Raw genomic sequence first — 13,953 nt, forward strand, 5'->3', positions numbered from 1 at the left:
CTTATGGGGGAAGATCACTCTCGACCACTTGAGTGGTGGCAGACGCGCTGGTTCGTGGCGTTGATGGTGCTCGTCTCGATCATTCCGCTGCTCAAACCCGATATCCCGCCGTTGGTCGATCTGCCTGGGCATATGGGGCGGTACCGGGTGCAGCTGGCGATCGGGCAGGTGCCGTGGCTCGCCGACTGGTACGATTTCAAATGGTCGCTGATCGGCAATCTGGGCATCGACCTGCTGATCGTTCCGCTGGCGCCCGTGTTCGGCCTGGAACTGGCGGTCAAGCTGATCGTGATCTGCATTCCGGCACTCACCGTGCTCGGCCTGTTGTGGATCGCGCGCGAAGTGCATGGGCGCATTCCGCCCACGGCCTTGTTCGCGCTGCCGCTCGCCTACAGCTTCCCGTTCCAGTTCGGCTTCGTCAATTTCGCGCTGGCCATGGCGCTGTCGCTCAACCTGTTCGCCTTGTGGCTGCGCATGGCGCGCCTCGGCAAGCTCCGGCTGCGCGGCATCGTTTTCGTGCCGCTCTCCTGCCTGTTGTGGTTGTGCCATACCTTTGGCTGGGGCGTGCTGGGCGTGCTCGCCTTTTCCGCCGAGATGATCCGCCAGCATGATCTGATGACCGAGCGGCGCGGCGATGCCGGCCGGCATGTCGGGATATGGGAACGGATCCGGCGCGGGCATTGGATCGAGGCGTGGTTCAAGGCCGGGCTGCACTGCCTGCCGCTGGCGCTGCCGATGGTGCTGATGATCGTCTGGCGATCGGGCGATCACGTCACCGGGCAGACCGGCGACTGGTTCAACTGGCGCGCCAAGACCGGCTGGCTGACGATGGTGCTGAAGGACCGTTGGGAGCTGTTCGACATTGCCTCGATCGCCACCTTGTACCTGATCCTGTTCCGCGGCTTTCGCGATCCGAACATCGAATATTCGCGCAATCTGGGGCTGTCGGCGCTGTTTCTGATGGCGATGTTCGTGGCACTGCCGCGGATCGTGTTCGGGTCGGCCTATGCCGACATGCGGCTGGCACCATTCATGATCGCCGTCGCGGTGATCGCGCTGCGCCCGCGCGCCGGCCTGTCCAGGCGCCGGGCGACGACGCTGGCGGTGCTCGGCTGCGCGTTCTTCCTGGTGCGGATCGGAGCGGGCACGGTCAGCTACTGGATGTTCGATGCCAAATACGATCGCGAGTTGAAGGCGCTGGAGCATGTGCCGATCGGCGCACGGCTGGTGAGCTTCGTCGGGCAGGAATGCGGCAACCGGTGGCTGATGACGCGGGTCGAGCATATGCCGGCGCTCGCGCTGGAGCGGCGGCTGGCTTATACCAACGATCAATGGTCGATGGCCGGCGCGCAGTTGCTGACGGTCAAATATCTGCCGGCCGGGCGGTTCGCGCACGACCCGTCGCAGATCGTGACCAGCATCCAGTGTCCGCGCGAATGGTGGCGGCCGATCAACCGTGCGCTGGCGCGCATGCCGCGCCGGGCATTCGACTATGTCTGGCTGATCGAGCCACCGGCTTATGATCCGAAGTTCAACCAGGGACTGGTCGAGGTGTGGCGCGATGGGACGAGCGTCCTGTACCGCATCGATCACAGCAAGCCGGGCGTGTTCGTCAGCGATGCCGAGGTTCATCCCCGGATTACGTGGCGCGCGTCGTTTTAGGCTGGGTTAGGAAATGGCGACCTTTAGCTAGCGGCGCTGGTAGCCTCTAATCGTCACCCCGGACTTGTTCCGGGATCCACCGTGCCGGACGCTCTGCGCTCGATGCACGATCCTTGTCGAAAGCCGCTCGGTGGACCCCGGAACAAGTCCGGGGTGACGGCTTGGCTGGTGCAGGCGCACTTCGGAACTGACGCGGGACTTGCCCGGGCCCGGATAGCTCCCTCTTAGGCGCCGGCCTTCTTGAACGGCGTCAGTTCGGCCAGATACTCTTGGTCCGACACCACGCTCTCGCGTTCGCGCTCGAGGAAATCGGCGATCGCGCGGCGGAAGTTGCGGTCCGGAATGTAATGCGCCGACCAGGTGGTGACGGGCACATAGCCGCGTGCGAGCTTGTGTTCGCCCTGCGCGCCGGCCTCGACCGTCGTCAGGCCGCGCGCGATCGCGGCGTCGATCGCTTGATAATAGCATAATTCGAAATGCAGGAACGGCACGTCCTCGGTACAGCCCCAATAGCGGCCGTACAGCGTGTCGGCGCCGATCAGGTTCAGCGCACCCGCAATCGGCACGCCATCCCGCTCGGCCAGGATCAACAGCACGCGGTCGGCCATGGTCTGCCCGAGCAGCGTAAAGAACGGGCGGGTGAGGTACGGCTTGCCCCATTTGCGCGCGCCGGTGTCCTGGTAGAACACCCAGAACGCGTCCCAGTCGGCTTCGCTGATGTCGGGGCCACTGACATGTCGGATCGTCAGCCCTTCGACGGCGGCGGCACGTTCCTTGCGGATCGCCTTGCGCTTGCGGCTGGCTAGCGCGCCGAGGAAATCGTCGAAGCTGCCATAGCCTTCGTTGCGCCAGTGGAACTGCGTGCCGGTGCGGATCAGCCAGCCCGCGGCTTCGAACAAGGGAACCTGATCGGGCGCGATGAAGGTGGCGTGCGCGGAGGACAGACCGTGTCGGTTGGTGATTGCCTCGATCGCGGCCAGCAATGGCGCGGCCTGCGCCGGATCGCGCAGCAGCAGGCGCGGGCCCGGCACGGGCGTGAAGGGGGCGGCGATCTGCAGCTTGGGATAATAGGAACCGCCGGCGCGCTCCCACGCATCGGCCCAGCCGTGATCGAAGACATATTCGCCCTGGCTGTGGCTCTTGGCATAAGCAGGCGCGATCGCGACGGGGCGGCCATCGGCGCCGTCGATGACGATCGGAATCGGTTGCCAGCCGGTGCGCGGCGTGGCGCTGCCGGATTGCTCGACGATCGACAGGAAGGCGTGGCTGAGGAACGGATTGTCCGCCCCCGCGCAAGCATCCCAATCGGCGGCGGGGATGGCTGCGACGCCGTCGGCGATGTGGGCGGTGACGGCGGTCATTGCACTGTAGGTAGGGTGGACAATGACTTAGGCCAAGGCGTTGTTGATGCCGTTCCCCTGCGAATGCAGGGGCTCAGGGCCGCTAGGGTCGTCCTATGAGGCCCTGGGCTCCCGCTTTCGCGGGAGAACGAGGTGGTATGGGTGGAGAAAGGTCAGCCAATTTCGACGATCGCATCGATCTCCACCGCGGCGCCCAGCGGCAGCGCCGGCACGCCGACCGCGGCGCGCGCATGCTTGCCCGCATCGCCGAACAACGCGACCATCAGATCGGAGGCCCCGTTCGCCACCTTGGGCTGGTCGGTGAAATCGGCATGCGAATTGATGAACACGCCGAGCTTCACGATCCGCTTGACCCGGGCGAGGTCGCCCAGCGCCAGCTTTACCTGCGCGACGACCATCAGCGCGCAGGCCCGGGCCGCTTCCTGCCCGTAAGCGAGATCGCGGTCCTCGCCCAAGCGCCCGATCATCACCGCGCCGTCCTTGAACGGCAATTGGCCGGACACGTGCAGCAACCCGCCCGCTTCCACTGCCGGCACATAGGAAGCGATCGGCGCGGCGGCCTGTGGCAGGGTCAGGCCGAGCTCGGCCAGCTTGGTATCTACGCGTTCGGTCATCATCGTCTCTTTCGTCAGCTCAGGCGGAACGGGCGGGCGTGTTGACGCCCATGCTTTGCAGGTATTTGCGTACGTTACGTGCGGCCTGGCGCAGGCGCTGCTCGTTCTCGACCAGCGCGATGCGCACGAAGCCCTCGCCGTTTTCGCCATAGCCGACGCCGGGTGCCACCGCGACCTTGGCGTGCGCCAGCATCTGCTTGGAGAATTCCAGGCTGCCAAGATGCGCGAGTGCGGGCGGCAGCGGTGCCCAGGCGAACATGCTCGCGCGGGGGGAGGGGATGTCCCATCCGGCGCGGCCGAAGCTCTCCACCAGCACGTCGCGGCGCTTGTGATACAATTCGCGATTGGCCGCGACGATCTCCTGCGGGCCGTTCAGCGCGGCGCAGGCGGCGGCCTGGATCGGCGTGAACGCGCCATAATCGAGATAGGATTTCACCCGGCTCATGGCGGCAATCAGCGTCTTGTTGCCGACCGCGAAGCCGATCCGCCAGCCGGCCATCGAATAGGTCTTGCTGAGCGAGGTGAATTCGACCGCAATGTCCTTGGCGCCTTTCACCTGCAGGATCGAGACGGTGGGCTGGCCGTCATAATAAAGCTCGGAATAGGCAAGGTCCGAGATGATCCACACCTGATTGTCCTTCGCCCAGGCGACCAGCCGCTCGTAAAAAGCGAGATCCACCGTCTCGGCGGTCGGGTTCGACGGATAGTTCACCACCAGGATCGACGGCCGCGGCACGGTGAACGCCATCGCGCGCTCCAGGCTGTCGAAATACGCTTCGTCCGGCGTGGTCGGCACCGCGCGGATTGTCGCCCCGGCGATGATGAAGCCGAACGTGTGGATCGGGTAGCTCGGGTTGGGCGCGAGCACGACGTCGCCGGGGGCGGTGATCGCGGTGGCCAGGCTGGCCAGCCCTTCCTTCGACCCCATCGTCACCACGACCTCGCTCTCGGGATCGACATCCACGCCGAAGCGGCGGCCGTAGTAATTCGCCTGTGCACGCCGCAGACCGGGAATGCCCTTGGACTGCGAATAACCGTGCGCGTCCGGCTTGCGCACCACTTCGATCAGCTTCTCGATCACGTGCGGCGGCGGCGGCAGATCGGGATTGCCCATGCCGAGATCGATGATGTCCTCTCCGCCCGCGCGCGCCGCGGCCCGCATCGCGTTCACTTCGGCGATGACATAGGGGGGCAAGCGCTTGATGCGGTAGAAATCGTCGGACATGTGCGTTTCCGAAGCTTGAGGAACGCTGGTCTTACGTCATTCCGCACCCCTTCGTCATCCCCGCGAAGCGGGGGGTTGGCCTAGATGAGCAAAACGATCACCTTACCGTCACCCGGACTTGTTCCGGGGTCCACCCCCGTCGCAAAACCAATGCGTTGGGAAAGCGCGGCACGGTGGACCCCGGAACAAGTCCGGGGTGACGGGTAATTACGTAAGTCTCGCCTTCGCCCGGGCGACGTGTTGCGTGCTTTCGCCATCATGGTGGTTGCGGCTAGGAAGAGGCAGGAGAGAGACATGGCCGAAGATCGCAACAGCCCTCCATCGATCCTCAGTCTTGCGGACATGCAGCATTGGACCTGGGTGCTGGGCCGCGCGCAGCAGATGATGATGGAACAGGGGATGGAGGCGCTTGGCAAGACGGCGCTGCCCGCCGTGCCCGGCCTCACCGATCCCGCGACGATCGCCCGCGCGCAGAGTTTCTGGAGCGACAGCCTGGATCTGTGGCAGCGTTTTCTCGATCCGGCCAAGGCTGCGGCGACGGGGGAGGACTCGCCCGAACATGCGCGCGACAAGCGCTTCAAGGATCCCGCCTGGCGCGAACCGGTATTCGACTGGATCCGCCAGAGCTATTTCCTGATCTCCGACCACCTGATGCAGGGCATCGACGCGCTGGACGGCGTGGACGCCAAGCAGAAGGATCGCATGCGCTTTGCCGCGCGCGGTTTCCTGGAGGCGATGAGCCCGTCCAACTTCCCCGCGACCAACCCGGTCGTGCTGCAGAAGACGCTGGAGACAGGCGGCGAGAATTTGCTGAAGGGCCTGCAGAACATGCTCGCCGATATCGGCAAGGGCCAGGTGACGCATACCGACCCGACCGCCTTCGAGCTCGGCCGCAACCTGGCGATGACGCCGGGCAAGGTGGTGCACCGCACCCCGCTCTACGAACTGATCCAATATACGCCGGTGACCGAGTCGGTGCTGGCGGTGCCGCTGGTCATCTTCCCGCCCTGGATCAATCGCTTCTACATCCTGGATCTCACGCCCGAGAAGAGCTTCATCCGCTGGGTGGTCGAGCAGGGCATCACCGTGTTCATGGTCTCGTGGAAATCCGCCGATGCCAGCATGAAGGACGTGCAATGGGACGATTACGTCGCGGCACAGGTGGAGGCGGTGGACGTGATCCGGGATGCGCTGGACGTGCCGGCCGCGCATACGATCGGCTATTGCGTGGCGGGCACGACATTGGCGGCGACGCTCGCGGTGGAGGCGGCGCCGGGCCGGGCGGACCGGATCAAGAGCGCGACCTTCTTTACCGCGCAGGTGGACTTCGCCCAGGCCGGCGAATTGCGCCACTTCATCGACGATGAGCAACTGGCCTCGGTCGCGGCGCTGTCGCCGGATGGGTTTCTCGACGGGCGCTACATGGCACTGACCTTCAATGCGCTGCGCGGTCGTGACCTGATCTGGAATTATGTCACCAACAATTACCTGCTGGGCCAGGATTATGTGCCGTTCGACCTGTTGCACTGGAATGGCGACACCACCAACCTGCCGGCGAAATGGCACCAAAGCTATCTGAGCGACCTGTACCGCGACAATCTGCTGGTGAAGCCGGGTGCACTGTCGGTCGGTGGTACGCCGATCGATCTGACCAAGGTCACCACGCCTGCCTATATCCAGGCCGGGAAGGAAGATCATATCGCGCCGGTCGCCAGCGTTTGGGAGATGACGCGGCACTTCGCCGGCCCGATCAAGTTCGTGCTGGCCGGGTCCGGGCATATCGCCGGCGTGGTCAATCCGCCGTCACAGGGGAAATACCAATATTGGGTCAATCCTAACCCTGTGGAGACGCTGGAGGAGTTCGTCGCCGGCGCCACCGAGACCAAGGGTAGCTGGTGGCCGGATTGGATCGACTGGCTGACCGCGCAGGATGAGGCGACGGTGCCCGCCGAGGGGGCACGCGTGCCTGGCAAAGGCAAGTTGAAGGCAATTGGCGAGGCACCCGGGAGCTATGTCGCTGCCCGCTAAGATCTTATTATAAGACAATTAAAAAGGATGGTGCAGTGCACAAAAACACTTGCACGCGCGCCGCTGGCGATTATATCGCACTGCAGCAAAACACTGCGAGGACCGCGCGATGGCCAGCAAGACACCGACCGGCAAGAAGACCGTAGCGAAGGTTGATCTCGCCGCGGTGCCACCGGCAATCACCGCACCCGGCGACGTTCCTGCGTTCGTCCCGACGCAAGCTGGAACACCAAAGCCGGCGGCCGCACCTCAGCCGCCGTTCGTGGCGATCGAGGCACCGGCCGCTGCGACCCCGGCGATCGATCCGCTGCCCGCATCGCCACCCGCCGCTTCCCTGATTCCCGCCCAGGCGCCTGCGCCCGTGGCCAAGAAGAAGGCCGTCACGGCCCCGCCTGTCGCTGAAAAGCTCGAAGAAACCGTCGAACCCTCCGTCGCAACGACCGAGGCCATCATGAAGGAACCGACCATGGACGCCACGACCACCGCACCGTTCGATAATGCCAACACCAACACCAATGACATGGCCGACAAGGCCAAGACGATGTTCGCCGATGCCAGTGCCAAGGGCACCAAGGCGATCGCCGAGATGAACGACTTCGGCAAGGGCAACATCGAAGCCATCGTCGAGAGCAGCAAGATCGCCGCACGCGGCATCGAAGCGATGAGCCAGGAAGCCGCCGAGTTCAGCCGCCGCCAGATCGAAGGCGCGACCGCCGCGTTCAAGAGCATGTCGGCCGTGAAGTCGCCGACCGACTTCTTCAAGCTGCAGAGCGATTTCGTCCGCTCGTCGCTCGACCAGCTGGTCGCGCAGACCTCGAAGAACACCGAAGCGATGCTGAAGCTGGCCGGCGAAGTCGCCCAGCCGGTGTCGAACCGCGTCGCGATCGCGGCCGAGAAGGTCAAGATCGCCGCCTGAGCCGGCGACTCGATACTTCCATGGGGGCGGTGCCGAAAGGTGCCGCCCTTTTCGTTTCATCCAGCCCTGCTACGGTGGATAATCGAGCGGCAAGCGTTTGCTACCCCTTGCCCCCCGGCCCCTTGATGCCATATTTTCGGAACTCATGATCGATCATCACACCCCATACGCCATGGCCGAACGCCGCGACGGCGGCCCGGATGACGGCAACGACGGCACCGGCGTCGCCACGCAGACCCGCGTCAAGACCAAGCAGCCGACTCCTTACCGCGTGCTGCTCCTCAACGACGATTACACTCCGATGGAATTCGTCGTGCTGGTGCTGCAGCGTTTCTTCCGCATGGACATGGAAGCGGCGACGCGCGTGATGCTGCACGTTCACCAGAAGGGCGTCGGGGTCTGCGGCACGTTCAGCTACGAGGTCGCCGAGACCAAGGTAGCGCAGGTCACCGAATTCGCCCGCCAGAACCAGCATCCGCTGCAATGCACGCTGGAAAAGGCCTGAGGCTGCTCTCGCTTAAAGGTTGATGCGGGGAGCGGGGTAATCTCCTCGACGTCACGCCGGACGTGTGCTGGGGTCCACCGCGCCGCACGCTCCGCCTTCGATGCACGATGCGCGTCGTAAGGCGCTTGGTGGACCCCGGAACAAGTCCGGGGTGACACCCTTCGACCATGTCGCTTGTATCGTCATCCCCGCGCAGGCGGGGATCCATAATATCGAGGCTTTGAAAAGAGCAACGGCGCCAGCCACCATGGATTCCCGCCTACGCGGGAATGACTGGAGGGTAGGGGTACGCATCAAGGGAGTGACGGTTTGGTTGATAGAGCTCTGCCATTTACCGCAGCGCGCACGAATCTCCACTGACGATCTGCCCCAAGGCCCTCCGCGCGCTTGCATGGCGGAACGCGTGCGATAAAGCTCCCGCATGGACAGAATTCTCATTCGCGGCGGTAACCGCCTTTCCGGCCGCTTGCCGATCTCCGGTGCCAAGAACGCCGCGCTCACCCTGATGCCGTGCGCGCTGCTGACCGACGAGCCGCTGACGCTGCGCAATCTGCCGCGTCTCGCTGATGTCGACAGTTTCGGACACCTGCTCAATCAGCTCGGTGCGTCGACCCGGATCGAGGGCAGCCGGCCGGAGGATTTCGGCCGCGTGATGACGATCCGCGCCGGCAAGCTCACCTCGAGCGAGGCGCCGTATGATATCGTGCGCAAGATGCGCGCCTCGATCCTGGTGCTTGGGCCGCTGGTCGCGCGCGGCGGTGAGGCGACCGTGTCGCTGCCCGGCGGCTGCGCGATCGGCAATCGCCCGATCGATCTTCACCTGAAGGCGCTGGAGGCGATCGGCGCAGAGATCGAACTCGCGGCGGGCTATGTCAAAGCGACTGCGCCGGGCGGCCGCCTGGCCGGTGGCCGCTACACCTTCCCGATAGTGTCGGTCGGCGCGACCGAGAATGTCGTGATGGCAGCGGTGCTCGCCCGCGGCACGTCGGTGATCGAGAATGCCGCGCGCGAGCCGGAGATCGTCGATCTGTGCAATTGCCTGGTGGCGATGGGCGCCAAGATCGACGGCATCGGCAGCGAGACGCTGACGATCGAAGGCACCGATCGCCTGCACGGCGCGACCTATGCGGTCATGCCCGACCGGATCGAGGCGGGCAGCTATGCCTGTGCGGCGGCGATCACCGGCGGCTCGGTCGAACTGGTCGGAATCGGCGCGGACAATATGCGCGCGACGATCTCCGCTCTGGTCGAAGCGGGCGTGAAGGTCGAGGAACGCGGGCGCAGCCTGTTCGTCGACGCGCCCGACCGCCTCCAGCCGCTGACGCTCTCCACCGCGCCATTCCCGGGCTTCGCCACCGACATGCAGGCGCAGCTGATGGCGATGCTGACGATGGCGGATGGCGCCAGCGTGCTGACCGAGACGATCTTCGAGAATCGCTACATGCACGTGCCGGAATTGGCGCGGATGGGTGCCGACATCCAGGTCAGCGGCCGCACCGCGATCGTCCGCGGCGTAAGCGGCCTGACCGGCGCGCCGGTAATGGCAACCGACCTGCGCGCCTCGATGAGCCTGATCATCGCCGGTCTGGTCGCGGAGGGGCAGACCGAGGTCGGCCGGGTGTATCACCTCGATCGCGGGTATGAGCGGCTGGAAGAGAAATTGAGTGCGGTCGGGGCGGACATCGAGCGCGTTGGCGATGGGTGAGTCACAGACAAGTCGTTGACGCCAATGTGTGCGTCACCCCGGACTTGTTCCGGGTCCATGTCGGTTGAGTTCGGGACGGTAAACCCCGGAACAAGTCGGCGGCTATACCGATCCGAACGTAATCGTCATTCCCGCGCAGGCGGGAATCCATACTGGCTGACCTGGCAGCGAAATCGCCACTGTGGAGACTATGGATCCCCGCCTGCGCGGGGATGACGGAAGTTACATGCTCGGCAGTGTAAGCAGCGACAAGTCCGGGGTGTGCGGTATCGTTGAACGTTGAAGACTCAGGCGATCCGCTCCGGCACTGCCGCCGCATCTTCGGCGATCGTCACGTCCGGCGCGACGGCTTCCCACGGAAAGATGAACCAATCCTTCGTGTCGCGCCGGTCGATCGTACGCGCGCGATAGTCGACGGTCTGCAGCGAGGAGACGTTGTCGATCAGCGTGGCGAAGCGGATGCTGTCCGGGACTGCGGCGCCATCGGCCAGCTTGGCGCGCAGGCGGCCGATGGTACGGCCGGAATCGTTGATGTCGTCGAGGAACAGCAGCCGCTCGCCGCTTTGCGTGCGCCGCGCCAGCTTCACCAGCGGCTCGTCGGCAAAGTCCTTCACCTGGCTGGAATAGTCGACCGAGAGCATCGGCAGGCCGGTCGCGTGGCTGAGGAACACCGCCGGGGCGAGGCCGCCGCGCCCGACGCCGATGATGAAATCCGGCTTCCACGAATCGTCGGCCAGTGCCGCCGCCAGCGTGCGGATCGCCGCGACGAACTCTTCCTGCGGCACCAATGTGTAAACCGTCATGCGGTTTGCGCCACATAGGCATCGAGCGCGCCGAGGTGCGCGGCCACCGCATCGTCGGTCAGGAAGCTGCCGAGGAACGAATTGCGCGCCAGCAGCGCCAGATCGTCGCGGTCCAGATTACGCGACACGGCGGCGGCGCGGTAATTGTCGGCGATATAGCCGCCGAAATAGGCCGGATCGTCCGAATTGATCGTCGCACGCAGCCCCTCGCGCAGCATGCGATCGATCGGGTGGTCCGCCATGTCGTTGACCACGCACAGCTTCAGGTTCGACAGCGGGCAGACGGTGAGCGTCATGCCGGTGCGGGCCAGGCGCGCGGTGAGCACCGGATCCTCGAGGCTGCGATTGCCATGGTCGAGCCGATCGACGCCCAGCAGGTCTAGCGCCTCGTAGACATATTCCGGCGGCCCTTCCTCACCGGCATGCGCGACGAGCTTCAGTCCCGCCGCGCGGGCGGCGGCGAAGACGCGCGCGAACTTGCTCGGCGGATGGCTCATCTCGGACGAATCGAGCCCGACGGCATCGATCCGGTCGAGCCAGGGCTCGGCCGCGGCGAGGGTCGCGAAGGCATCCTCCTCGTCGAGGTGCCGCAGGAATGACATGATCAGCTTTGTCGTCATGCCGTGCCGCGCCTCGGCGTCCGCCATTCCGGCGAGCAATCCCTCGATCACCGTACCGAACGGAATGCCCCGCGCAGTATGCGTCTGGGGATCGAACATGATCTCGGCATGCACCACGCCGTCCGCCGCCGCACGATCGAAATACGCTACCGCCAGGTCGCGGAAATCGGCTTCGGTCCGCAGCACGTCGGCCCCGGCATAATAGATGTCGAGAAAGTCCTGCAGGTTGGAGAAGGCGTACGCCGCGCGCACATCCTCCACGCTGGCGAACGGGATCGCCACCTTGTTGCGCTCGGCCAGCGCGAACATCAGTTCGGGCTCGAGGCTGCCCTCGATGTGCAGGTGCAGCTCGGCCTTGGGCAGGCCGGCGATGAAATCCCCGGAAGAAGCGATGTCGGTCATGCCGCCATCATCGCCGCATCGGCGCCGCCGGGCAAGGCTTCAGCGCATCCGCGTCCAGGTCTGCGTCTTGCAGCCGAGCCGCCCGAACAGGCAGCCTTCGCCGACCAGCGTGTTGGCGCCGGTCTGTTCGATCGTGCCGGACACGGTCTGCCCGACATCGGGGATCAGCACGCTGCCGCGCCACAGCCCGCGCTCCTCCTCGACGAAATCCTGGAACAGCATCGATCCGACCAGCGGCCGGCCGCCGCCGGCCGCGGCATCGGCCTTCGCCTTGGGGCTGGCCCAGACGACCTTGCCGCACATCGCGCGTCCGCATTGCTGGAAGACGACGCGGACGGATTGTTTGGGGTTGGTCCACACGCCCTTGGGAGTCGCTGCCTGCGCTGCGGCAGGTGCGATCGCCAGGACGGCCGCCATGATCATCGTTCCAGCTCGCATCGTCTCGCCCATCGGTTGAAGGGTCGGGACGATGCGCCCTGGCGGCTTAGCGGCGGCTGAACGGCGTCAAAACGAATCGAGTGCCTGCGCGAAATCGGCGATCAGGTCGTCGGCATCCTCGACGCCGATCGAGATGCGCACCAGATTGTCGGTGATGCCCAGCGCCTGCTTGCGCTCCTCTGGCACCGACAGATGCGTCATCGCCGCGGGGTGCGATGCCAGCGTTTCGGTACCGCCCAGGCTGACCGCCAGCTTGGCGATCTTCAGCGCGTCGAGGAACGCGAACGCCTCTTTCTCGCCGCCCTTGACGATCAGCGAGAAGGTGCTGCCGGCCCCCGTGCAATGGCGGCGGTAAATGTCGGCCTGCCGCTCCATCCCGGGCGTGCTCTCGAGGAAGCCCAAATAGCCGACTCGTTCGACGTTGGGATGCGTGCGCAGGAATTCGCACACTTTGATCGCATTCTCGCCCGCACGGCTCATGCGCAATTCCAGCGTCTCCAGGCTGCGCATCAGCATCCACGCCGTGTTCGGATCGCAGATCGTGCCGATCGTGTTGCGCATCGAGCGGATCGTGTTGATGTGCTCCTTGGTGCCCAGCACGCCGCCGGCGACGAGATCGCTATGCCCACCGGCATATTTGGTGAGGCTGTAGACGACGATGTCGGCGCCATGCTTCAACGGCTGCAGCCACAGCGGGCCCAGGAACGTGTTGTCGATCGCGATCGGCGGCTTGGTCTCACCGGTGAAGATCGCATCGCGGCTGGCGGCCACTGCCTGGATGTCGACCAGGGCGTTGGTCGGGTTGGCGGGGCTTTCGAGATAGATCAGCGCGACATTGCCGTTGCCTGCCGCTTGGCGGAGCACCGCATCGATTTCCTCTCGCGTCGCGCCGGCGGGGAAGTCCAGCCAGTTGACGCCGAACTTGCCGAGGATGCGCCCGATCAGCGTCTCGGTCGCGGCATAAAGCGGGCCGGAATGGACGATCGTGTCGCCGGGCTTGACCATCGACAGGAACAGGGTGGCGATCGCCGACATGCCACTGGAGAAGGCAAGCGCATCCTCCGCTTCCTCCCACACGCCGAGTCGATCTTCGAGGATCTCCTGGTTGGGGCCGTTGAAGCGCGAATAGACCAGCCCTTCCGAACCGCCCGGGCGCTTGCCGGTTACGCCCTCGAAGTGGCGCTTGCCCGCGGCGGCGTTGGGAAAGACGAAGGTCGAGGTGAGGAAGATCGGCGGCTTCAGCGCGCCTTCCGACAGCATCGGATCATAGCCGTGCCCCATCATCATCGTCGACGGCTTCAGCTTGCGATCGCCGATCCGCTCGACGCTCTTGCGCCCGGCCGGGGTCGGCGCGCCGCCGGTCAGCTCGTCTTCGTTGGGGGTATCGGACATGGGGAAACTCCTGTGGAATACCGCCTAAACGCAGCTGATCCGGTATCGTTCTATACTATCCGCCCTGCCACGGGGAGGGGTGGGCATCGACATTCCGGCCTGGGCTTGGCGTCGGTTGGCAGGTGCTTGCGTCCGCCAAGCCGTCACCCCGGACCTGTTCCGGGGTCCACCAAGCGGCGTTCCGTGCGAACAGTGCCGTGAAGGCGGAGTGTGTGGCAGGGTGGACCCCGGAACACGTCCGGGGTGACGAAGCGCTGGCACCAGCGCGAGCCCTATCGAGTC

Annotated in this window: 12 protein-coding genes; 5 read left to right on the top strand and 7 right to left on the bottom strand. The window is 65.1% G+C overall.

Going from position 1 to position 13,953, the window contains the following annotated elements:
* Window positions 1-3: 3 nt before the first annotated feature.
* Window positions 4-1,662, top strand: coding sequence for a hypothetical protein (locus NV382_RS15515; RefSeq protein WP_260597614.1), 1,659 nt, complete (start codon window positions 4-6; stop codon window positions 1,660-1,662).
* A gap of 224 nt (window positions 1,663-1,886) precedes the next feature.
* On the opposite strand, the gene NV382_RS15520 is transcribed toward NV382_RS15515, so the two are convergent.
* From NV382_RS15520 to NV382_RS15530, 3 genes are all read right to left on the bottom strand, one after another.
* A complete protein-coding gene (locus tag NV382_RS15520; RefSeq protein ID WP_260597615.1) occupies window positions 1,887-3,023 on the bottom strand; it encodes a GNAT family N-acetyltransferase in 1,137 nt (378 codons plus the stop codon).
* Window positions 3,024-3,175: 152 nt separating this feature from the next.
* Window positions 3,176-3,637 (bottom strand): RidA family protein, encoded by a 462-nt coding sequence (locus NV382_RS15525; protein WP_260597616.1) that lies wholly within the window; start codon window positions 3,635-3,637, stop codon window positions 3,176-3,178.
* Between the two features lie 19 nt (window positions 3,638-3,656).
* A complete protein-coding gene (locus NV382_RS15530; protein ID WP_260597617.1) occupies window positions 3,657-4,862 on the bottom strand; it encodes an LL-diaminopimelate aminotransferase in 1,206 nt (401 codons plus the stop codon).
* 294 nt (window positions 4,863-5,156) lie between these two features.
* On the opposite strand from NV382_RS15530, the gene NV382_RS15535 reads away from it, so the two are divergent.
* The 4 genes from NV382_RS15535 to murA all read left to right on the top strand — a co-directional run bounded on the left by NV382_RS15535 (window position 5,157) and on the right by murA (window position 10,016).
* Window positions 5,157-6,890: a PHA/PHB synthase family protein gene (locus NV382_RS15535; RefSeq protein ID WP_260597618.1), complete on the top strand. Its 1,734-nt coding sequence runs from the start codon at window positions 5,157-5,159 to the stop codon at window positions 6,888-6,890.
* Between the two features lie 109 nt (window positions 6,891-6,999).
* A complete protein-coding gene (locus NV382_RS15540) occupies window positions 7,000-7,806 on the top strand; it encodes a phasin family protein (RefSeq protein ID WP_260597619.1) in 807 nt (268 codons plus the stop codon).
* A gap of 172 nt (window positions 7,807-7,978) precedes the next feature.
* On the top strand, window positions 7,979-8,311 hold the full coding sequence (gene clpS, locus NV382_RS15545) for an ATP-dependent Clp protease adapter ClpS (RefSeq protein ID WP_260600443.1): 333 nt from the start codon (window positions 7,979-7,981) through the stop codon (window positions 8,309-8,311).
* 421 nt (window positions 8,312-8,732) lie between these two features.
* Entirely contained in the window at window positions 8,733-10,016 is a 1,284-nt protein-coding gene (murA, locus tag NV382_RS15550; protein ID WP_260597620.1) for a UDP-N-acetylglucosamine 1-carboxyvinyltransferase, read from the top strand.
* A 287-nt stretch (window positions 10,017-10,303) separates the two neighbouring features.
* Here the strand turns inward: murA and NV382_RS15555 are convergent, their stop codons facing one another.
* The 4 genes from NV382_RS15555 to NV382_RS15570 form a co-directional block, all read right to left on the bottom strand.
* The gene (locus NV382_RS15555) at window positions 10,304-10,819 is read right to left on the bottom strand and encodes a phosphoribosyltransferase (RefSeq protein WP_260597621.1); all 516 of its coding nucleotides are present in this window, start codon (window positions 10,817-10,819) and stop codon (window positions 10,304-10,306) included.
* Window positions 10,816-11,841, bottom strand: coding sequence for an adenosine deaminase (locus NV382_RS15560; RefSeq protein ID WP_260597622.1), 1,026 nt, complete (start codon window positions 11,839-11,841; stop codon window positions 10,816-10,818). Before NV382_RS15560 ends, NV382_RS15555 begins: the two co-directional genes overlap by 4 nt.
* Window positions 11,842-11,880: 39 nt before the next feature.
* The gene (locus NV382_RS15565; protein ID WP_312026752.1) at window positions 11,881-12,258 is read right to left on the bottom strand and encodes a DUF2147 domain-containing protein; all 378 of its coding nucleotides are present in this window, start codon (window positions 12,256-12,258) and stop codon (window positions 11,881-11,883) included.
* Between the two features lie 87 nt (window positions 12,259-12,345).
* On the bottom strand, window positions 12,346-13,671 hold the full coding sequence (locus NV382_RS15570) for a cystathionine gamma-synthase family protein (RefSeq protein ID WP_260597623.1): 1,326 nt from the start codon (window positions 13,669-13,671) through the stop codon (window positions 12,346-12,348).
* Window positions 13,672-13,953: the final 282 nt, after the last annotated feature.

The sequence above is a fragment of the Sphingomonas endolithica genome (assembly GCF_025231525.1).
Taxonomy (GTDB): Bacteria; Pseudomonadota; Alphaproteobacteria; order Sphingomonadales; family Sphingomonadaceae; genus Sphingomonas; species Sphingomonas endolithica.

Coding starts and splice junctions, on each gene's coding strand:
- NV382_RS15515 (WP_260597614.1), top strand. CDS start 4: ATGGGGGAAGATCACTCTCGACCACTTGAGTGGTGGCAGACGCGCTGG.
- NV382_RS15520 (WP_260597615.1), bottom strand. CDS start 3,023: ATGACCGCCGTCACCGCCCACATCGCCGACGGCGTCGCAGCCATCCCC.
- NV382_RS15525 (WP_260597616.1), bottom strand. CDS start 3,637: ATGACCGAACGCGTAGATACCAAGCTGGCCGAGCTCGGCCTGACCCTG.
- NV382_RS15530 (WP_260597617.1), bottom strand. CDS start 4,862: ATGTCCGACGATTTCTACCGCATCAAGCGCTTGCCCCCCTATGTCATC.
- NV382_RS15535 (WP_260597618.1), top strand. CDS start 5,157: ATGGCCGAAGATCGCAACAGCCCTCCATCGATCCTCAGTCTTGCGGAC.
- NV382_RS15540 (WP_260597619.1), top strand. CDS start 7,000: ATGGCCAGCAAGACACCGACCGGCAAGAAGACCGTAGCGAAGGTTGAT.
- clpS (WP_260600443.1), top strand. CDS start 7,979: ATGGCCGAACGCCGCGACGGCGGCCCGGATGACGGCAACGACGGCACC.
- murA (WP_260597620.1), top strand. CDS start 8,733: ATGGACAGAATTCTCATTCGCGGCGGTAACCGCCTTTCCGGCCGCTTG.
- NV382_RS15555 (WP_260597621.1), bottom strand. CDS start 10,819: ATGACGGTTTACACATTGGTGCCGCAGGAAGAGTTCGTCGCGGCGATC.
- NV382_RS15560 (WP_260597622.1), bottom strand. CDS start 11,841: ATGACCGACATCGCTTCTTCCGGGGATTTCATCGCCGGCCTGCCCAAG.
- NV382_RS15565 (WP_312026752.1), bottom strand. CDS start 12,258: ATGGCGGCCGTCCTGGCGATCGCACCTGCCGCAGCGCAGGCAGCGACT.
- NV382_RS15570 (WP_260597623.1), bottom strand. CDS start 13,671: ATGTCCGATACCCCCAACGAAGACGAGCTGACCGGCGGCGCGCCGACC.